This is a genomic window from Streptomyces sp. NPDC016677, from assembly GCF_055562815.1.
In genome coordinates this window covers 657,021-676,456 of record NZ_JBVHEO010000003.1, presented here as the reverse complement: position 1 = coordinate 676,456, position 19,436 = coordinate 657,021, and the positions used below count along the sequence as shown (strand labels likewise).

The following is a 19,436-nucleotide window of genomic DNA, read 5'->3' as shown; positions in this document are numbered from 1 at the left end:
GGACATGAGCGAGGGGGCTCTTGAGCGCGACATCGTCGCGGATATGACCTCACCGTCGGGTAAATGGATAGAAGGTTCGTCTTCCTCGTACGACCGCGGCCGTGCCATCGACACCGAACAGCTGCAGGCATTCCTGGAGGCGACGCAGCCGGAAGCAGCCGCGGCGTTCGAACTGGCTACTCCTCAGTCTCAAGTCCGCGCTCAGTTTCTCAACCGCATCCAGGGGTACATCACTAACTACGGCGTCGTGGACCTCTTGCGGAAGGGGATGAACCACTCCACCAGCACCGGATCCTTTGAGGTCTTCTTCTACGGGGCGACGCCCTCCCCAGGCAATGTACTGGCCGAGCAGCGCCACCTCGCGAATCGCTGGAGCGTGACCCGTCAACTGCGCTACAGCCAGGACGAAGCTCAACTTGCCTTGGACCTGGCCATCTTCCTCAACGGTCTGCCACTGGCGACGTTCGAGTTGAAGAACCAGCAGACCAAGCAAACCGTAGAGGACGCGGTCGAGCAGTACAAGAACTCGCGTGACGCACGCGATCTACTTTTTGCTGACGGCCGCTGCCTTGCGCACTTCGCTCTGGACGAGCACTTTGTGCGGTTCTGCACCCGGCTGGCCGGCAAGAAGTCCTGGTTCCTGCCTTTCGACAAGGGATGGGAGGGCGGCGCCGGTAACCCACTCAATCCAGAGGGATACCGGACCGCCTACCTCTGGCAGGACATCCTATCGCCCACGAGTCTCGCAGACATCATCGAGCACTACGCGGTCCGCTTGGTCGAGAAGGATCCCAAGACCAAAAAGACGACACGGCGGCAGATCTTCCCGCGTTACCACCAGCTCGATGTCGTCCGTGCGCTGCTCAAGGACAGCCAGACGAACGGCGTAGGCCAGCGTTATCTGATCCAGCACTCGGCCGGCAGCGGCAAGTCCAACTCGATCGCCTGGCTGGCGCATCAGCTCGTTGCGCTGGGTGGTGACGACTCATCCGTGTTCGATGCAGTGATCGTGGTGACCGATCGCGTCAACCTGGATACACAGATCGAGCGTACGGTCAGGTCATTCACCCAGGTCCGATCCCTGGTCAAGCATGCCGACAAGTCGAAGGACCTACGCGATGCCCTCGCCGGGGGCACAAAGATCATCATTTCCACGGTCCAGAAGTTCCCGGTGATTCTCCAGGACATTGGCGACACGCATCGGGACCGGCGGTTCGCCATCATCATTGACGAAGCGCACTCCGGGCAGGGCGGCAAGACCACGCATGCTATGAGCAGTGCGCTAGGTGCCGCCGGCGAGGCCCCCGAGGAAGAGGAGACAACCGAGGACAAGATTAACAGGATCATCGAGAGTCAAAAGCTGCTCAGGAACGCCAGCTACTACGCATTCACTGCCACGCCCAAGCCCAGGACACTCGGCTACTTCGGTCGCCCTGGAACAAACGGCCAAAAGTACCCCTTCCACGTATACACGATGAAGCAAGCGATTGAAGAGGGCTTCATCCTCGATATCCTGAAATCCTACCAGACGGTCGAGAGCTACTACAAACTCGTCAAGTCGGTTGAAGATGACCCCGAGTTCGACGCCAAGAAGGCCGCGAAAAAACTGCGCCGCTATGTCGAGGGCAACAATCACGCAATCCAGACCAAGGCAGCGATTATGGTCGACCACCTTCTGGACAACGTAATACGGCCGCGGAAGGTTGGCGGCAAGGCCCGCGCCATGGTCATGGCCGAGGGCGTCGACCGGACGCTGAACTACTACTTCGCCATCGACGCATACCTGAAGAAGCTGGGTAGTCCCTACCGGGCCGTCGTTGCCTTCTCCGGAGAACACGAGCACGGCGGCAAGAACGTCACCGAGGCAAGTATCAACGGTTTCCCGAGCAGTGCCATCGAGGAGACGTTCCGAGAAGATCCGTATCGCATTCTGGTTTGCGCGGACAAATTCCAGACAGGCTATGACGAGCCGCTTCTGCATACCATGTACGTAGACAAGCCGTTGTCCGGTGTTCGGGCCGTCCAAACCCTCTCCCGACTCAATCGCGCTCATCCGGACAAGCGCGACGTCGCAGTCCTGGACTTCTACAACAAGAGCGAGGTTATCCAGAAGTCATTCGAAAAGTGGTATCGCACTACGATGCTCGCTGACGAGATCGATCCCAACACGCTCCACGACCTACGAGCGGTCCTCGATGGGGTCGGGGTCTACGGCCAAGAGGACATCGACAGGTTCGTGGAGATGTTTCTGGCCAAGGAGCCTCGTGCACGCCTGGAGACGTTCCTCGACCAGCTTGTACTGGCATATCGGGAGCTCGGCAGCGAGGACCAGCAAGTCGAATTTAAGGGGACGGCCAAGGCGTTCGTGCGCACCTACGACTACCTGGCCGGCGTCCTGCCCTACCGCAATCCGGAGTGGCTGAAGCTGTCGATCCTGCTGACTTTCCTCATCCCGAAGTTGCCTGCCCCCATCGAAGAGGATCTCTCCCGAGGCATCCTGGAGACGGTTGATCTGGAGAGTTACCGGGCCGAGCAGCAGGCAGCGATCAGTATCGCTCTTGGGGACGAGGACGCGGAGCTGACCGTCACTGCTCCCACGGGCACGGGCCAGCGCCCGGAGGTCGAGCTGAAGCGTGCCTCGGTCATCTTCGAGGAGTTCAACCGGAATTTCGGCAACATCCCCTGGACCGACAAGGACCGGATACGCCATCTGATTGGGGTGGAGATTCCAGCGAAAGTCCGCGAGGACAAGCAGTATCTCAATGCCCAGAAGTTCAACGACGAGCAGAACGCCCGTGTCGAGAGCGATGCAGCCGTGCTGCGGGCAATCATGGCGTTTCTGAAGTCAGACACCGAGCTTTACCGTCAGTTCGCGGGAGATCCCTCGTTCAAGCGTTGGCTCACAGAAATGGTCTTTCGAGAGACCTATGATCCGACGGCCGGCGAGGATACGATGCCCGATGACCCGCCCTCTTCAGCAGAGGGCGGCTCCACAGGCTGACGGTCCGCCTCACAACTCGACGGGCACCGGAACGGCAATCCTTGATTGAATCTCACTGCGGATAGGGGTGAGGAGGTCCGTTTCGGTGTCCCGGGCTTTAATACTGATCAACAGGGCATATCGCATGGGTACCTCAGCGCGGTCGAGCGCGTTCTGACGCCTCCACCAACCGCCTGCCGGATACACGGCCAGGTGAGCTCGTTCAGCGAGATCATTTGCCGTGCCCTCCCACAGATCCGAGCAAAGACTGCCGCGCTGCCGCTGCTGAGGGCCGAGCAGCCAGCCAGGGTCCGTCTTCGTCTTCCGCCTTCGCGTGCCAGCGCCACGGCCCAACTCCGGCGCTGCCGCGTCATTAGACACCCGCAGTTGGAACTCCGTCTCGCCTTCACCTTGCCGCGGCAGGTCGAAGCGAAGCTCGTGCGAGGGGTACGTGAAGCGATCACGCCAGCCCTGGCCACCGACCCAGGGCTCCACAAAGTACGAGAGCGTGACGCGCATGCGGACCCGCTCATCCCCGAGATCCCGCAGCTCTCTAATCGGCCAAGGCAGCGCATGGACCTGCATCTGGGCAAAGGTCAGCTGTCCCCTCTTGGCACGAAGCGGCGAGAGCTCTTCCTCCGCAATGAGGGTGAGGTCATGGCGGGAGCTGTTCAGGAGGCGTTCCTCGTCGGGCACGCCCCACCCATAGCGTCGCAGCAGCGCGCCCAGAAGCTGCTTGTTCCCCTTGGTCTTGAAGGCGCCCGCGGCCGTGAAGTGCCCCCACATGGTTGGCGTCCACTCAGCGCTGTGCACCAGCAACCCTCTCACCGCCTCGGGACCCAGATTCGGATAGCGTTCCATCACTAGCGCAGCAAGGCGGGCGGCTTGGGCCGTCGCCGGGCTCGTAGCGTGGACGGCGTTGACCAGCTGGTGGGCGCTTCGGGACGTCGTCAACAAGCCATGGCTGGGCGCAGCGACCGTGTCCAGCTCACCGTCCGATGCCGACCGCCACAGCAAGTTGCCGCCCTCCATCACGATGTCGGGCTTGTTGGGCCACCGGGCGTCCAACGGCACCCCCGTACGGCTGAACGGCGACAGCTCCCCTTCCCGGGCCATGGGGTTCCATCCGGCATAGGACGATCCTTGGGCGGGCACCTGGGCCATTCGGGTGTAGGCGCCCACTGTGACTGCGTTCCAGCTCTGCGCAGGATCCTCCACTGGCATGAGGTCGCAGCGCGTCAGGTGGTCCTGGTCGTACCCCTCACGCACGTTGCCAGCCGAGATAAGGAACAGGCGACCCGGACCCGATTGGTCCGGAGTCAGCAGGGCGACGTCGCCGCCATCAGAGATAGCTACGTCGTGCCCATAGGCAAGGGCATCCACCGTTGTAGACCAGGCAGTAGGTTGGCCGGCTTCAGGTGATGCCTCCACAGTGTGGTCGGTGACAGACATCGAGTAAACGCGCTGCGTCCACGGGGCCTCGATCTCAGTGAGCGCAACGGCTTCCGCCATGACGGTTCCGTAGTCTCCGGCACACCGCGGCTCGCCGTCGAGTTCGAGGATCCGCACGGACTCGATTCGATGGCGCAGGTGTACGGGAATGTTGCTACCTAACGCCCCGGCGAAGTCCCCATACAGCGCGAGCCCTGCCATGGCGGTGCCGTGCCCGTCCACGTCGCCCGAGAGCCCGTCCGTATGCAGTGTCAGGCTCTGCGATATGGAGTGCTTCAGCAGGGGATGGCGGGCGAGTACGCCTCCATCGAGAACCGTGACAACGGGCGCATCCTCGCGCTGCGCGGGGATGGTTCGGGCCTGGAGGTCCGCGACGAGGTCCTCCCGAAGGGAAATCGGTGCCTCAACGAAGGCTTCGGCGGCCGAGGATGGACGCACCTCGACAGGCAGGGCATTGGTCCCCACCAAGCCGGCAAGCTGCGCAGCGGTCCCCTGAACGTGGACGATGGTACGTCTCGCGAAGGTGAGGGTGTACCCGCTCAAGGTCAAACCGAGGACGGGCCCAAGCCGCCGAAGGACTTCCAAGGGCTCTTCCTCACGGATGGCAGAGCGCTCCAGCCACAACTGCCACCACCGCACATCCGTGGCCGGGAACTCACCCCCGCGCCATAGGTCACCGACGGAAGCCAACGCGATCTCATCGACATTGGCGACCAAGTCGGCATCGCTGGCGCCGTCGGAGAGCCGGGGCCTCTCTGCAGACACGGGCGCTGATTCTGCGTAGGCGTCGATGCGCCGGCCGAGTCGGTCCGCACCCACCTCGCCCAAGGCGACAATGGCGGTCTCAGGCTGCGTCGCACCGAGCGGGGAGGACATGGCCAACAAACGGCAGCCCGACGAATCGAGCTTGGAAATCGGCAGCGGATACCCAGGGGCTGAGGTGACGGCTAGCAGCGTCTCGTCGGCTGCTTCTCCTGACGGAATACCTGCCCGCCGCAAGTCCCCTGCGTCCAGGGCCGCGCTTAGAGCGGTCTTTAGGCGGTCGGCGTGAGCGTGGCGATCCGAGATGGGTCGAATCTTTCCCTCACCCCCGCCCCCGCCGCGGGATGCCTTGAACGAACGATCGGCTGCCGGGGGCAACTCCAGATGACGGGATCTCCGCCCGCCTTCCTGCTCAGGCACCGGTGGCAGCGCGACGCTCGGCCAGGGCCCTGTCGAGTACGGCGGGTTCGATCACGTCACTTCCTCCGAGGATCGCTTGTTTCGCGGCCGTTTCAGCCGCAGCCACGAGTTCCGCGTGGCTGAGTCCGGTGGTCTCCGACGCTACCTCAGGCCACGACACACGTGACGTGTCCATTACCGATAGTCTACGGCGAAGGACTTCGACAGCATCGCTCCGGCTCGGTCGGTCGTACCCTACGACGAGGTCGAATCGGCGAAACAGTGCACGGTCCAAAATAACCGCGTGGTTGGTCGCCGCAATCACCAGGCTGTGGGGCTCGAGGTCATCGAGGAACAGAAGGAACGAATTCAGGATGCGTCTGGCCTCACCAACATCGTTCCCAGCGATCCGCTCCGCTCCAAGAGCATCAAACTCATCGAAGAGGTACACCGCACGCGTGCGCTCGACCGCATCAAAGAGCGTGCGCAGTTTTGCCGCTGTCTCTCCCATGAAGCGACTGATGAGCCCCTCGAGCCGGATGGTATAGAGCGGCAAGCCAAGCTCATGGGCCATGGCGGCTGCCGACATGCTCTTGCCTGTTCCTGGCGGGCCGGTCAGCAACATGCGATGGACGGGCGAGAAGCCGAAGTCCGCCAGCACTCTCCGCTGCCGCTGCTCAGACAGGACCCGGTCCAAGTGCGCCCGCACCTCGGGATCGAGAGTCATCTGATCAAGGCCGTATTCGGGATGGCTGTGGCTAAGGAGCCCGGCCAGCTCACCCTCGGGGAGCGGCGATGTCACCGGCTCCAGACGACGAATGCGCGACCTTCTGGCAGCATCGATGAAGTCCCGGAGCGAAGCAGCGGTGCGTGTGTGTCCCTGGCGTGCTTCACGCGCCGCCACCTGCAGAGCGACCGAGTAGAAGCCACGGTCGTCACCCGCCGCATGCGCCTCCACCAGCGCCCTTACATGTTCAGTAGACGCAGCCAAGAGACTCGGACACTCCTTCCTGGGTCGCCGGCCAGCCCCGTCATTCTCCGGGGGCAATGTCAGGGTGTCACGAATCCAGACGGTACTGCAGACCACCGACAGCGACTCAGCCATCCTCGCAGGTGAGCGGCAGATCATGACGCTGAGACCATCACGCCGTGGCCGCTCATTCGGATGAATGCATCGCCTGCCAGCCGTGCCAGAGGGACGGGATCAACGACGGGGGTGGCCAGCGGGCCGTGGACTATCCGTGGACGCGCCACCTCCCCACCGGTCATCAATGCAGCCTCACCAGCACGAACGCCAAAGAACCAGGCGGCCTCCGGAGCCGTGTGTGCACGTTCGATTTCTGCCGGAGGCACCTTGTAGTAGGTGTCCGAAGGCCCCGTCATCAGCGGTTACGTTGACGTCAGGGTCTTCGCTTATGTGCAGGCGTGTGTTACGTGGTGCGGTGGGGGCGGCGAGCGCCCTGGTCGGCAGGTGTCTCACGCCGTCGCACGAGCCTCCATGAGCGATCGGTGCACGTCGCTCACGAGGTTGCAGAGTCGTCCGGGCTGCACGCCCTCTTGGTCCATCCACTCGTCGAAACGAGGACGCAGGTGCCGCACCATGCCCGTCCCGTGGCGACGCAGCACCGAGCGATTGACCGAGATCTCCTCCCGCACCTCTCTTCTGAGAGTGTCGGTCCAGCCCTGCGCCCGGTCGTCCTCGTTCAGCGGAGCCTTGAGCGCGGTTACCGCTTCGTCGAGGACCGCAAGCAGGTCCATGGCGCCTCCCGGAGATCACAAGGTGCGCTGCACCAGTTCCCGTCGACTGACGAACGGCGGAAACCCCGGGACGAGTCCGGAGGCCGAAGCCAAGCGACTCGTGCCCACCCAGCGCTGACCACGACCAGCCCGGCCGTAGTGAACGGTGGTCTGCTCAAGTCCTGGCCGTGGTATCCGCAGTAGTGTGAAGAGTGTGAGCGAGCCTACCCAGAAGTACTCGATCATGATGCTCCGCAACCGCGCCGAAGCCGCCCGTGCTCGCCAGATCGAGCGCGACAACCTCAACGAACTCGTCCGGGTCGCCGAGGCCCAGCACGGCCCCATCACCGAGGATGAGGTGCGGGCCCTGCGCGACCAACTTGGCCAGGCACGCGTACAGCAGACCGGTGATGAGGCGAGCGCGGTGTCGTGACACGCTCGCCTGCCATCCTGGGCGGCGAACGTACGCCATTTACGTCCTGCTCAGCTCGACCCCCCGCTCTGGTGGAGGGGCACGCCCGCGATCACGGACGTTCCGCGGGCGGGGCGGGACCGGACGGTCCAGGCCGCGGCGAGGTGGTCGACGAGGAGCAGGCCCCGGCCGTTCTCGCCGTCCGCGTCCGGGTCGGCCACTACGGGTCTGCCGGTGCCGGGGTCCGAGACGGCGAGCCAGTAGTGTCCGTCGGCGGGCCACAGGACAACCTCGATCAGGTCCTCGTCCTCCCGGCAAGTGCCGTACATGAGGGCATTGGTGACCAGTTCCGAGGTCAACAGGCTCAGGTCGTCGCCGAGGTGAGTACGCAGATCGTGCGGCAGTGATGCGGCGACGGCACGCCTGGCCCGTCGCACTGAGGCGGGACGGGCGGGGAAGCGCCAGAGGTCGGGTACGCGGGGGATGTCGAGCATGACGAACTCCACGGATGTGGTGAAGGGTTGGGGAGCGCCGGTGGCATGCCGCCCTGGACGCGGACACAGCCGTCCCAGGGCGGACGGGCATGCTCGCGCGGTGCGCTTCCGGCATCGCGGTGTGTAACTGGCGCGATACCGACAGTAGGACAGGGAGTGGTAAATTTTCCACGCTCTCAGGAAGATTCACCACGGAGAGGTACGCAGCCTCCGCATGCAGGCGAGCGGCCCGCCGGATGAGAGGAACGTCATGCCCCCAAGAACGACTCCCACGGAACGCCAGAAGCGACTGGGAAGTGAGCTGCGGCGCATCCGTACCGTGGCAGGGATGTCCGCGGAGTTCGCGGCGGGCCTGCTGGGTGTGGACCGAGGCAAGATCTCCAACATGGAGTCGGGTGTCCGGGGAATCAGCGCTGACCGCCTGCGCACCCTGGCCTGTAACTGCGATGTGACCGACGAGGCGTACGTCGAGGCGCTTGTCGAGATGACCCAGGCGAGTACAGGCTGGTGGGAGCGCTATCGAGGCATCCTGCCCCAAGGCTTGCTCGACATCGCAGAAATGGAAGGCAACGCTGTACGCATCCGCGGCGCCAACACCGTGCACGTGCCGGGCATGCTCCAGACATCCGAACAGGCTCTGGCCATCTTCCATGCCGCTGTGCCTGCCCTGCCCGAGCATGAGGTTGCCCTACGACTCGCGCTGCGTTCCGAGCGCCAGCAGGTGATCACCGGCGACACGGCGATCCCCTACGTGGCTGTCATCCACGAGGCGGCGCTGCGGATGCAGTTCGGTGGTACCGACGTGGCCCGTGCCCAGTTGCAATACTTGCTGGAGGTCTCCGAGCGGGACAACGTCACCGTGCTCGTCCTTCCCTTTACCCACGGCTCCTTCCCAGGGTCCGGGCAGACCGTCGTCTATCTGGAGGGCCGCGTACCGACGCTCGACACAGTGCAGGTAGACAGCTCCCACGGCCCTACCTTCCTCCACGCCGAGGGACAGTTGGTGAAATACCGGGCTCAACTCGATCTGTTGGAAGATCTGGCACTGCCGCCAGAGCAGTCCCGAGACTTCATTCGTGAACTCGTTCGCCAACTGTGAGGAGCATCAGTGCCCGACATCGCCTGGGGAGATCCCTTCTGCGCCGAAGGAAGCTCCTGCTTCCGCCTCGGCACCGACGCCGAAGGCAACGCCTACATAGCCGTCAACGGCCAAGAGGAGAACTACCTCACCGACTCCCTCGAAGCCCTGCGCACCCTCATCACCGACATCAAGGCCGGCAAGGCCGACCACCTGCTGTAGGAGTTGCCGCGCTGTGGGACACGGTCCGGGGCGTCGGGTTCCGGGCCGTGGGCCTCGTCGAGGGGGTGGGGCTCGCCCTCTCGTCCGTGCCGGAGGAATGCCCGCCTCGCGATCGGTAACCCCGGATGGAAACGCGATTCGTTCCATCAGGGAGCCTGTATGAGCGACAACGATCTCGCCGGCAAGACGGCGATCGTCACCGGAGCGGCGAGCGGGATCGGGCGGGCGACCGCGCTTCTCCTGCACGGTCGGGGTGTGAAGGTGGTCGCCGAGGACCGTGATCCCTAGGTCGGGCGGTTGGTGCGGCCGGGCATTGTTCCGCTGGTGGCCGATGTGTCGGAGGAGGGCAGTGCGGCGCGTGCCGTGGCGTTGGCCCGCGATGAGTTCGGGGCGTTGGACGTGCTGGTGAACAACGCCGGGATCATCCTCAACAAGCCCGTGGCCGAGATGAGCCGGGAGGAATTCGAGTCCGTTCTGTCGGTGAACACCGTCGGCGCCTTCCTGCACACCCGGGAAGCGTTACGGGTCATGTCCGAGCAGGGCTCGGGCGCGATCGTCAACGTCGCCTCGTACGCGTCCTTCCAGGTGTTCCCGACGATCGCCGCCTATGCCGCGTCGAAGGGGGCGTTGGCCCAGCTCACCTGTGCCTCGGCCGTGGAGGCGATTGAGCATGGGGTACGTGTCAACGCGGTCGGTTCCGGCGACGTGGTCACCAACATCCTCAACGGCACGCGGCCGGACGGGCAGGAGTTCCTTGCCGAGCACGGACGTGGCACTCCTATCGGGCGGGCCGCGCAGCCGGAGGAGATCGCGGAAGTGATCGCGTTCCTGGCCTCGGACCGCGCCAGTTACCTGGTCGGCTCCGTCGTCATGGCGGACGGGGGGATGAGCGTCTCGCTTTCGTGAGAGCGAAGCGGAGCGGTGAGCGGGGCTCCGGTTCCGCTCTCGCCGTTCCTCCTCAGTGGGCCTGCCCCGCGGCCAGGGCGGTGCTCGACAGGTGGGGGTTCTCCTGGTGCGTCGCGGTGAGCTTCACCCGGTTGAGGCGCCAGCCGTCCGGTGTGCGGACCGCCTCGTTGTCGTAGAAGCCGACCACCAGCCAGCGGTCGGGGCCGGTGCCGGCGAGTTCCCGTGGGACCCAGTGTTCGGCGCGGACGTGGGCGTGGATCGTGGCGCTGTCGCCGTCGACGGTGATCACGTGGCCGGTGATGGCGTGGTGGGTCGCCGTGTACGGCGCGAAGGAGCCGCGCAGGCCCTCGACGTACTGTCCCAGCGGCACCGTCATGGGCGGGATGTCGGCGACCGAGGAGAAGTCGAGCGTCAGCGGGTCGGTGAAGACGAGGCCGGGAAGTTCGTCGTACTCCTTCAGGTCGGCTATGTCGGCGTATCGGCTGAGCAGTTCCACGAGCTCGTCACGGTCGGTGGGAGGGGTCATCTGGCTGTCCCTTGCTTGGGGCCGGGTCCGGAATTTTATTGCGACACTCTGTCGCGAAATTTACGACACAGTGTCGCTAAAATCAAACGGTGCTCGTCGTCGAAGGGCGGCGCCGAAGCCTCGGAACGGAAGGAGAGCGGATGCCACGGATCCGGGGAGCCAGCATCGAGGAGCACCACGAGATGGTGTGGGCCGACCTCGGCGAGGCGTTGCGGCAGTTGCTGCTGGAGCGTGACTACGACGCGATCACCATGGGCCACATCGCGACCCGGGCCGGGCTCGCGCGCAACACGCTGTACAACTACGCGCGCGACAAGAGCGCGCTGGTCCAAGCGCTGAGCCACCGGTGGGCCCGGCCCGTGGTCGAGCGCGTGGCCGCGATCGCCGCACGGTCCGCGGACCCGGCCGCGGAGCGGATGCGGGAGATCATCGAGGCCGTACTGGAAGCGTCCACCGGCCAAGCCCTGCGGCTGATGTTCCGGCCGGGTTCGGCTCCGCTGGTCGCCGAGGTGCCGAAGGGGCCGGGCAACCCGTTCGAGGCCATCGTGGGCGCGGTGGAGGACGTCGTCCGTGACGGCGTCGCGCGCGGGGAGTTCCGTGACGTCGGCGACGTGCGGCTCACGGTGGAGTTGCTGTCGGGTGTCATGCGGGCGAGTGCCGAGCGGATCGGGCGGGACCCTGACGCCTTCGTGGCCACGGTCGATGAGGCACGGGTGGTCGTGCTCGCCGCCCTTGCCCGGCGGTCGGGTTGAGTTCCGGCGTGTCGGCGGCCGGGTGGAGCCGGTGACTTCTTCGCCGTCGTCTCCGCCCGGTCAGCCCGGCATCCCCCGCTCCGCCAGGCCGCTCTCGTAGGCGATGATGACCAGTTGGGCGCGGTCGCGGGCGGACAGTTTGGTGAGGAGGCTGCTCACGTGGGTCTTCACCGTGGGGAGGCTGATCACCAGGTGCTGGGCGATCTCGGCGTTCGACAGGCCGTTGGCGATCAGTACGAGTACTTCCTGTTCCCGCTTGGTGAGGCCGACGAGGCGGGGAGCCGGGCGGGCCGGTTCCTCGTGGGAGAAGGCGGCGATGAGGCGGCGGGTGACCGTGGGGGCCAGTACGCCCTCGCCGGTGGCGATGACGCGGATGCCGGCGACCAGGTCGGAGGGTGAGGCGTCCTTCAGCATGAAGCCGCTCGCGCCCGCTTGCAGGGCCGGGTAGACGTACTCGTCCATGTCGAACATCGTCAGGGCCAGGACCCGCACCCCGGTCAGCGTCTCGTCGGAGCAGATCTCCCGGGTGGCGGCGATGCCGTCCATGACGGGCATGCGCAGGTCCATCAGGACGACGTCCGGTCTGAGTTCGCGGGCGAGTTCCACCGCCCTCGCGCCGTCGCCCGCCTCGCCGATCGCCTCCATGCCCGGGGTCGAGTCGATGAGGACGCGGAAGCTGCCGCGCAGCAGTGCCTGGTCGTCCGCGATCAGTACCCGGACCGCCTCAGCCATTCCGTGTTCCTCGCCTCGCACGCCGCTCGCCGGGTCGTCAACTGCGGTGAGTTTAACGGGTGTCACGAAGCGTCGAGCAGCAGTTCTCCGGTTCCCGTGTCGTCGGTCGTGACCGTGGCGCCGTACGGCTCGGAGAGGCGGGCGAAGCCGGTGAGGATGTCCTTGGCCTCGGCCGGGTCCGCCGCCCGCGGGCGGCCTCGGCGGTGGACCGGCTCGCCGAAGCCCAGGTCGACGGGGTGGAGGCGGGCGTTGACGAGGAGGCCGTCGTCGAAGGTGAGTACGGGGACGAGTGACTGCCAGTACTGGCGGTGCGGGGCGAAGAACCGGCGGCCGTGGGCGCTGAGTTCGTCGAAGTAGCGGCCGGGGGTGCGCTGGTCGCCCGGGGCGAGTTTGGCGTAGTCCTCGGCGGGGACGCGGTCGGCGAGTTCGATCTGGCTGACGATGTTGCCGAGGCTGTAGAAGATGGGTTTGCGGCGGTACAGCTCGGCGCCGCGCAGGAGGTGGGGGCCGTGGCCGACGACGACGTCGGCGCCCTCGTCGATCATCCGGTGGGCGAAGTCGCGGAGGAACTCGCCGGGGGTGTCCGGGGTCGGGCCGGGTTCGTGGGAGTGGACGCTGACCACGACGAGGTCGGCGCGGCGCCGGGCCTCGGTGACCCAGCGGGCGATCCCGTCGAGGTCCTTCGGGTCGCAGGTGGTGGTGAAGCCCGGGGTGTCCGCGGCCTGGAAGCGCGTACCGAACAGCGTGAGCCGGTCCGGCGCGGGCACGGCGGGGTCGAAGCCGAGCAGCGTGCGGGCCTCGGCCCGGCGGGCCCGCAGTCCCGTCTCGCCGTCGATCTCCCGGAGCGTGTCCAGCTGCGCGGGGGTCACCCGCAGGGTCGCGCTGTGCCGCAGCGGGTTGAGTCCGGGGCGGCCCGGCAGGTCCGGTGACGGGGCGGCGGCCTCCTGGCCGGGCAGGAACGTCGCGCTGCACGAGATCAGGGCCAGGCTGCCGCCGGGCCGGTCGACGTAGACCGGCCGCCGTGCGGCGGTGAGGTCGGCGCCGATGCCGGCGAACGGGACGCGCCGGGTGTTCAGCAGGCCGACGGTGCCCAGTACGCCCTCGACGCCGAGGTCCAGCGCGTGGTTGTTGGCGCAGCCGAGGACCGTGAAGCCCGCCGCCGTGATCTCGTCGAGCACTCCGGGGTCCGCGATGAGGCAGCCGCCGCTCGCCGCGTTGTGCACCGGGTGTCCCCGCCCGGCGTCGGGGACGACCTCCAGGTTGGTGAAGGCGAAGTCCGCGGCGCGCAGCACCTCGTGGAGTTCGGCCGCGGCGGGGTCGGAGGCGATCAGCGCTCCGCGGGTCGCCATGCAGTCGCCGGTCAGGGCCACGGTCAGCCGGGTCATCCGCGGGCCTCCGACACGGCGCGCCGGAGCGAGTCGGCGGCGTCCGGTCCGGTGACCTCGACGCGTTCGCCGTTCACCTTCACGGTCGGGGTCAGCGCGACCTTGCGGGAGGCGGCGACGTCGGAGACGTACCTCGCCCAGGGGGTGTACGTCCGGTCCTGGACGCAGGTCTCGAAGGCCGCGAAGGAGTCCGCGGTGATGCCCGCGTCGCGGCCCGCGGCGATCAGCTGGGCCTCGCTGAGTCCCGGCCCGCCCTCCGGGGGCTGCTGGTCGAAGAGCACCGCGGAGTACTCCTCGAACCTGCCCTGGTCCGCCGCGCAGGCCGCGGCGGAGGCGGCGCGGGTCGAGTAGCCCTCGGGGCTGCTGCGGTCGTCGAGGAAGGTGACCGGGTGGTAGACGACGCTGACGTCGCCGCTCTTCTGGAGGGTCTCCAGCTCGGGGGCGAGGGTCCGTTCCGTGTTGCGGCACTCCGGGCAGAGGTAGTCGAGGTAGAGGTCGATCCGTACGTCGCCGGTGGAGGCGGCCAGTCCCGCCTTGTCGTCGGCCACGTCGGCGGGGACCCGGCTCGGCGCCTTGTCGGGGGCGGTGTTGGTGGCCCGGACCAGGCCGGCGCCGACCAGCGCGGCGCCGACCACCACGACCACGGCCACGAGCGAGACCACCAGGGTGCGCCGCCGCCGCTGCCGCTTGTGGACCATCTCGCGCACCATGTCGTCCGTTGCGTGCATGCCTATCGCTCCTTCGTGTCCAGGACCCAGCGGTCCAGCGCGTACCGGGTCCGCGGATGGCGGACGAGGAGGACGGCCGCGGCGAGGAAGACCACGTCACGCGCGATGTCGATGACATAGCCGCGCTCGGCCCCGCTCGTCACGGTCCCTCCGCTGCTGAAGCAGCCGCAGTCGATGGACAGCCCGCGTGCCCACACCGAGGCGATGGCGGCGATGTACGTCACCATCAGTACGGCGGTGGCGGCGGCCACGGCGCGGGTGGCCAGCCCGGCGATCAGCAGCAGTGCGAGCGCCACCTCGATGAACGGCAGGACGCCGCCGACGAGTTGGGCGGAGTCCTCGGGCACGAGCCGGTAGAGGGCGACCGTGCGGCCGGCCTCCGTGAGGTCCCGGATCTTCACCCAGCCCGCGTAGCCCAGCACGGCCGCCAGGAGCAGCCGGGCCGCGGTTCCCGCCCATGCCTTGGTGACGTGCACGGTGCGTACTCCTCCTCCGCTCACTGCGTACGGGAGAACCGGTAGGTCGCGAGGCCGAGCGCCGCGGCGGTGATGGCGGCCAGCAGCCCCAGTTCGGCGACGACCGGCGGGTGCCACTCCCCGAGCAGCAGCCGGGTCTGCTCGGAGGTGAGGACGTCGGGCCCCGGCAGGGTCCGGCGGACCGCGTCGACGCCGTAGGTGAGCGGATTAAGCTTGACCACGGTGTCGAGCCAGCCCGGCAGCCCGTTGGGCGGGAACATCGCGCCGGAGAAGAACATCAGCGGCATCATGCTGAGGTTCACCACGATCTGGAAGGTGTCGACCTGCCGGATCGTGACCGCCGCGAGCAGGCCGAGCGCGGTGAACATCAGCGAGATGAGCAGGACCTCCACCAGGACGACCAGCAGCATCGGCGTGTACCGGATGCTCGCGATGCCGCCGACCGACAGGAGCATGAGCCCGTAGACCGCGCCCGTGGTGGCTCCGCCGAGCGCGAGACCGAGCACGATGCTGGAGCGCGGGAACGGGGAGACGAGCATCTGGCGGAGCATGCCGAGCCGGCGGTCCCACACCAGCGAGATGCCGACCGCGATCGCCGGAGCCTGCACGGACATGACGAGCGTGCCGGGGAACAGGTAGGCCCGGTAGTCGTTCAGCTGCGCCTTGCCGAGGCTGGAGGAGGCCGCGTCGAGGCCGGTGCCCAGGACGACGAGGAACAGCAGCGGGGTCACCAGGCCCATGGCGAGGCGTACCGGGTTGTGCCGCAGCCGGGTCATCTCCCGGCGCCACAGCAGCGTGTACGGCCTGAGGGTGTGCCTGGGCGGCCCGGCGGGCGGCGGGCCGGGCGGGGCCGCCTTGCCGGGGGGAGCGTCCAGGGCGGTGTCGAGCCGGCTCATCGCAGTCCCTCCCCGATGTTGCTGAGCGTGCGGGCGCCCGATCCGCTCTCTCTGATCGTGGTGCCGGTGTGGTGCAGGAAGACGTCGTCCAGCGTCGGTGAGGTGACGGTCACCGAGCGCACGGTCAGGCCCAGGTCGGTGCAGAGGCGCGGCACCAGGGTGGCGCCGCCCGCGACCCGCAGGCGCAGACCGTCGGGGGTGGGCTCGGCGACCAGGCCGAAGCGTTCGGACAGCGCCCCCGCGGCGCGTGCGTCGTCCTCGGTGCGCAGGACGACGAGGTCGGCTCCGATGATGGACTTCAGCTCCGCCGGCGACCCCTCGGTGATCACCTTGCCCCGGTCGAAGATGGCGATCCGGTCGCAGTGCTCGGCCTCCTCCAGCTGGTGCGTCGTGAAGAAGACCGTGATGCCCTCTTCCCTCCGCAGCCGGTTCAGGTGTTCCCAGACGGCCGCGCGGGTCTGCGCGTCGAGGCCGGTCGTCGGCTCGTCGAGGAAGAGGACGCGGGGGTTGCCGAGCAGTCCGCGGGCGATCTCCAGCCTGCGGCGCAGGCCGGTGGAGAACTGCCGTACGGGGGTGTCGCCGCGTTCGGTCAGCTCCATCATGTCGAGCATGTCGGAGATCGCGGCCCGTGCCGCACGGCGGGTGAGCCCGCACAGGTCGGCCTGGAAGCGGAGGTTCTCGACCGCGGTGAGGTCCAGGTCGAGCGTCGACTCCTGGAAGACGATGCCGATCCGGCGGCGGACCTCCGCGGGCCGGGCCGCGACGTCGAAGCCGGCCACCTCCGCGCGGCCCGCGGTGGGCTTGAGCAGGGTGGTCAGCATGCTGATGGTGGTGGTCTTGCCGGCGCCGTTCGGTCCCAGGAAGCCGTACGTCGCGCCGTCGGCGACCGTGAGGTCCAGGCCGTTCACGGCCGCTGTGGTCCCGTAGTAGGCGTAGAGGCCCTCGGTCAGGATGGCCGTCATGAGCGGCTCCTTCCGTCCGGGCAGCGCACGGCCAGTACGGTCCGGAACACGCTCAGCTCGCCCGGCTCGTCCACCGGCCGGCCGTCGACCTCGACCCAGGCGTGCGCGCCGAACGGCTGGGTGCGGAACCCGGTGCACCAGTCGGCCCACTTGCCCCGGGACCGGCACAGCAGGAGGGTGGCCACGGAACGCTGGAGGCAGCCCAGCCCGGCGCAGCGGGTGCTGACCGAGACGACGGCGCGCCGCGCGCGGGCCGCCTCGGTGTACGTGGCGGGCCGGGTGCCCCTGCTGACGACGCGCAGCACCCGTTGCAGCCGGGCGGGGGGCAGCCGGACCAGCAGGCGTGCCGCCCCGGCCGCGCATCTGGGCGCGAGCTGCCGGCGCAGCGGGAGCCGGGGGGCCTGTTCGGCGACGGCGGGGGTGGTCACTGCGCGACCTCCACGAGGTGGGCGGCGCTGAGCGCGTCGACGAGGGCCCGTACGTCCTGCCGTGCCTGGTCCTCGCTGACCGGGGCGGCGGCGGACAGGCTCGCGGCGGCCGCGTCGGGGGTCTGCCCGTCGAGCAGCCGGCGCAGGATGGCGGAGCCGGACTCGTTGAGCTGGAAGTAGCGGCCCCGGCGGCCGTCGAGCAGGACGGCCCCGGAGTCGACGGAGGTGAGGGTGACGTCGCGGGCCAGGCTGAGTTTCATCGGCGTTCTCCCTTGTCCAGGGGGTGGGGGTGGGTCCGGAGCCAGCTCTCGCACGCGACGGTGGTCTCGATCGGCTGGAGGTGGTGGGACATCGGGCCGGGGTTGAGGACCGCGGACCTGAAGGCGGCCGGGTCGATGAGGCCGAGCCGGGCGAGGTGCGAGTCCTCGCACAGCTCCAGGAGCCGGGCGCGGTTGCGTTCGATGCCGCGGAACGCCTCGGCGCTGAACTCGCCCTTGTCGCGGCGGCCCAGGATGTCGGCGGGCACGACGCCCCGTACGGCGGTGGTCAGCAGCGGCTTGAACCGTCCGCTCGCCAGGCGCTGGTCGACCTGCGTGGACAGGGCCGCCTCCAGCACCCGGTCGTCGAGGAAGGGCGCGTCCCAGACGATGCCGGTGCCCGCCACGACGGTGTTGACCTGGCGGACCGTCTTGCCCTCGAAGACGATCGAGGCGAGCGCCTGGTGCCGGGCCCGGTCGGCGTCCAGGGGGCCGGGTGTCCCGGCGGCGGCCGTGGTGAGCAGCTCGCGGACGGCCGCCACGGCGTCGGGCGTCGCCCAGGCGGGCATGCGGGGCGCGAACACCCAGCCGAAGTCGGGTTCGTCGACGGGCGGGGGCGGGGCGCTGATCCGGGCGGCGACGGCGGTGAGGTTCTGGGCGAACGTCGACCGGTCGGTGAGGGCGCGCACGGTCGCGCCCCAGGACCAGCGGTTGGCCAGCCGGTAGCGGTTGACCAGCTTCAGGCCGCTGACCGGGTGGGCGCGGGCCAGGGACCAGGCGCAGGCCGGCATCCGGCCGAACAGTTCGTCCCCGCCGAAGCCGGTCAGGTGCAGCGACGCGCCCTGAGCCGTGGCCCGTGCGGCCAGGTCCGTGACGTGCGCGAGCCCGGACGCCCAGGTCGAGGGGCCTTCCGGGGCGGCGCCGGCGTACTCGGCGGTGTAGCCGACGTCGAGCAGGTTCTCGGCGCGGTCCGAGGAGAGCGTGTGGTGGCGGGCCCTGGGCAGCAGCGCGGCGGCCTTCTGCGCCCACAGGCTGTCCTCGTTGGCCCCGTCGAGGGGCATGACGTGGTACGTGACCAGGTCGGCGCCGGCCGCGTCGGCGAGGAAGCACAGCGAGGTCGAGTCGAGGCCGCCGGACAGGTCGGCGCTGATCGTCCGGCCCGGACGCACCCGGGCGGCGAGCGCCTCGGACAGCGCCGAGCGCACGGCCCGCGCGCCCTGTTCGAGGGTGCGGGACGCCTCGGGCAGTTCCCACCAGCGTATTTGCCGCGACCGGCCGTCGGCGTCCAGCTCCAGCCAGTGTCCGGTGCCGAGCGGGTCCACGCCCCGGGTGACGGGGCGCAGGGAGAGCGGCCAGGGCGCTCCGCCGGGCGCCAGCAGGCGGGCGGCCAGCACCGTCTCGTCGAGGCCGGCGCCGGTGAGGCGGATCAGCGGTGCCGTGCCGCTCGCCGCGACCGTCACCCCGTCCACCACGGCGGTGAAGACCTGCCGTACGCCGGCGACCGAGCCCTGGACCCGGGTCCTGCCGTCCATCGACGCCGTCAGGTGGAAGACGCCCGGCAGCCGGGACGCGACCGTGTCGACGTCGTGGAGCGAGCGCATCCTGCCGAGCGCGGCCGTCGTGGCCGCCTCGTCCAGCCGGGTGTGGCCCAGCAGCACCATCCGCCGCGGTCCCGCTTCGATCACCGTGGCCTCGTCCGGGGACCAGTCACCCACGATCCAGGGCCGCCCCGACGCGTGGTCGATCCGGTGGGCCGGCCGCAGGTCCGCGGCGAGGCGGGCACCGGCCGGGCAGTCCGGAAGAACTACGAATTCCATGTCGCCTCGTTCCCCGGGCGGTGCCGGTGCGCGTG

At 68.2% G+C, this 19,436-nt stretch carries 19 protein-coding genes and 1 pseudogene; 6 read left to right on the top strand and 14 right to left on the bottom strand.

The genetic code is table 11. From position 1 onward, the window contains the following. The first annotated feature begins 4 nt into the window (after nt 1–4). Nucleotides 5–3,001, top strand: coding sequence for a type I restriction endonuclease subunit R (locus ACZ3IG_RS12845; protein ID WP_467431457.1), 2,997 nt, complete (start codon nt 5–7; stop codon nt 2,999–3,001). Between the two features lie 9 nt (nt 3,002–3,010). Here ACZ3IG_RS12845 and ACZ3IG_RS12840 read toward each other — a convergent pair whose 3' ends face one another. The 3 genes from ACZ3IG_RS12840 to ACZ3IG_RS12830 all read right to left on the bottom strand — a co-directional run bounded on the left by ACZ3IG_RS12840 (nt 3,011) and on the right by ACZ3IG_RS12830 (nt 7,351). Beyond that, complete coding sequence (locus tag ACZ3IG_RS12840; RefSeq protein ID WP_467431456.1) at nt 3,011–5,197, bottom strand: S8 family peptidase; 2,187 nt, start codon at nt 5,195–5,197, stop codon at nt 3,011–3,013. Nucleotides 5,198–5,606: 409 nt separating this feature from the next. Then, nucleotides 5,607–6,698, bottom strand: a complete 1,092-nt coding sequence (locus ACZ3IG_RS12835; RefSeq protein WP_467431455.1) for an AAA family ATPase — start codon at nt 6,696–6,698, stop codon at nt 5,607–5,609. Nucleotides 6,699–7,069: 371 nt separating this feature from the next. Then, nucleotides 7,070–7,351 (bottom strand): hypothetical protein, encoded by a 282-nt coding sequence (locus ACZ3IG_RS12830; protein ID WP_467431454.1) that lies wholly within the window; start codon nt 7,349–7,351, stop codon nt 7,070–7,072. Nucleotides 7,352–7,544: 193 nt separating this feature from the next. Here ACZ3IG_RS12830 and ACZ3IG_RS12825 point away from each other — a divergent pair, with 193 nt between their 5' ends. Continuing rightward, nucleotides 7,545–7,763, top strand: coding sequence for a CopG family transcriptional regulator (locus tag ACZ3IG_RS12825; protein WP_437084776.1), 219 nt, complete (start codon nt 7,545–7,547; stop codon nt 7,761–7,763). Nucleotides 7,764–7,813: 50 nt separating this feature from the next. Here ACZ3IG_RS12825 and ACZ3IG_RS12820 read toward each other — a convergent pair whose 3' ends face one another. Beyond that, the gene (locus tag ACZ3IG_RS12820) at nt 7,814–8,236 is read right to left on the bottom strand and encodes an ATP-binding protein (protein ID WP_467431453.1); all 423 of its coding nucleotides are present in this window, start codon (nt 8,234–8,236) and stop codon (nt 7,814–7,816) included. A gap of 250 nt (nt 8,237–8,486) precedes the next feature. Here ACZ3IG_RS12820 and ACZ3IG_RS12815 point away from each other — a divergent pair, with 250 nt between their 5' ends. The 3 genes and pseudogenes from ACZ3IG_RS12815 (at nt 8,487) to ACZ3IG_RS12805 (ending at nt 10,442) form a co-directional block, all read left to right on the top strand. Beyond that, nucleotides 8,487–9,335: a helix-turn-helix domain-containing protein gene (locus ACZ3IG_RS12815; protein ID WP_467431677.1), complete on the top strand. Its 849-nt coding sequence runs from the start codon at nt 8,487–8,489 to the stop codon at nt 9,333–9,335. A 9-nt stretch (nt 9,336–9,344) separates the two neighbouring features. Further along, nucleotides 9,345–9,536 carry a hypothetical protein gene (locus tag ACZ3IG_RS12810; RefSeq protein WP_467431450.1) on the top strand — a complete coding sequence of 64 codons (192 nt, stop codon included), beginning with the start codon at nt 9,345–9,347 and terminating at the stop codon, nt 9,534–9,536. 159 nt (nt 9,537–9,695) lie between these two features. Beyond that, a pseudogene (locus tag ACZ3IG_RS12805) lies at nt 9,696–10,442 on the top strand (SDR family NAD(P)-dependent oxidoreductase). A gap of 52 nt (nt 10,443–10,494) precedes the next feature. On the opposite strand, the gene ACZ3IG_RS12800 reads toward ACZ3IG_RS12805, so the two are convergent. Then, nucleotides 10,495–10,968, bottom strand: coding sequence for a nuclear transport factor 2 family protein (locus ACZ3IG_RS12800; protein WP_467431449.1), 474 nt, complete (start codon nt 10,966–10,968; stop codon nt 10,495–10,497). Between the two features lie 140 nt (nt 10,969–11,108). On the opposite strand from ACZ3IG_RS12800, the gene ACZ3IG_RS12795 reads away from it, so the two are divergent. Continuing rightward, nucleotides 11,109–11,720, top strand: coding sequence for a TetR/AcrR family transcriptional regulator (locus ACZ3IG_RS12795; protein WP_467431448.1), 612 nt, complete (start codon nt 11,109–11,111; stop codon nt 11,718–11,720). Nucleotides 11,721–11,780: 60 nt separating this feature from the next. On the opposite strand, the gene ACZ3IG_RS12790 is transcribed toward ACZ3IG_RS12795, so the two are convergent. From ACZ3IG_RS12790 to ACZ3IG_RS12750, 9 genes are all read right to left on the bottom strand, one after another. Beyond that, complete coding sequence (locus ACZ3IG_RS12790) at nt 11,781–12,452, bottom strand: response regulator (protein WP_467431445.1); 672 nt, start codon at nt 12,450–12,452, stop codon at nt 11,781–11,783. Between the two features lie 62 nt (nt 12,453–12,514). Further along, complete coding sequence (mslH, locus tag ACZ3IG_RS12785; RefSeq protein ID WP_467431444.1) at nt 12,515–13,837, bottom strand: lasso peptide C-terminal Trp epimerase; 1,323 nt, start codon at nt 13,835–13,837, stop codon at nt 12,515–12,517. Next, entirely contained in the window at nt 13,834–14,565 is a 732-nt protein-coding gene (locus tag ACZ3IG_RS12780; protein ID WP_467431443.1) for a DsbA family protein, read from the bottom strand. The genes mslH and ACZ3IG_RS12780 overlap by 4 nt, the downstream gene beginning before the upstream one ends. A gap of 2 nt (nt 14,566–14,567) precedes the next feature. After that, a complete protein-coding gene (locus ACZ3IG_RS12775) occupies nt 14,568–15,041 on the bottom strand; it encodes a MauE/DoxX family redox-associated membrane protein (protein WP_467431441.1) in 474 nt (157 codons plus the stop codon). A gap of 20 nt (nt 15,042–15,061) precedes the next feature. After that, nucleotides 15,062–15,937, bottom strand: coding sequence for an ABC transporter permease (locus ACZ3IG_RS12770; protein ID WP_467431439.1), 876 nt, complete (start codon nt 15,935–15,937; stop codon nt 15,062–15,064). After that, nucleotides 15,934–16,899 carry an ATP-binding cassette domain-containing protein gene (locus tag ACZ3IG_RS12765; RefSeq protein WP_467431438.1) on the bottom strand — a complete coding sequence of 322 codons (966 nt, stop codon included), beginning with the start codon at nt 16,897–16,899 and terminating at the stop codon, nt 15,934–15,936. Before ACZ3IG_RS12765 ends, ACZ3IG_RS12770 begins: the two co-directional genes overlap by 4 nt. Beyond that, nucleotides 16,896–17,327 (bottom strand): lasso peptide biosynthesis B2 protein, encoded by a 432-nt coding sequence (locus ACZ3IG_RS12760; protein ID WP_437084798.1) that lies wholly within the window; start codon nt 17,325–17,327, stop codon nt 16,896–16,898. The genes ACZ3IG_RS12765 and ACZ3IG_RS12760 overlap by 4 nt, the downstream gene beginning before the upstream one ends. After that, nucleotides 17,324–17,587, bottom strand: coding sequence for a lasso peptide biosynthesis PqqD family chaperone (locus ACZ3IG_RS12755; RefSeq protein ID WP_467431437.1), 264 nt, complete (start codon nt 17,585–17,587; stop codon nt 17,324–17,326). Before ACZ3IG_RS12755 ends, ACZ3IG_RS12760 begins: the two co-directional genes overlap by 4 nt. Further along, nucleotides 17,584–19,401 carry a lasso peptide isopeptide bond-forming cyclase gene (locus tag ACZ3IG_RS12750; protein ID WP_467431436.1) on the bottom strand — a complete coding sequence of 606 codons (1,818 nt, stop codon included), beginning with the start codon at nt 19,399–19,401 and terminating at the stop codon, nt 17,584–17,586. The genes ACZ3IG_RS12755 and ACZ3IG_RS12750 overlap by 4 nt, the downstream gene beginning before the upstream one ends. Between the last annotated feature and the right edge of the window lie 35 nt (nt 19,402–19,436).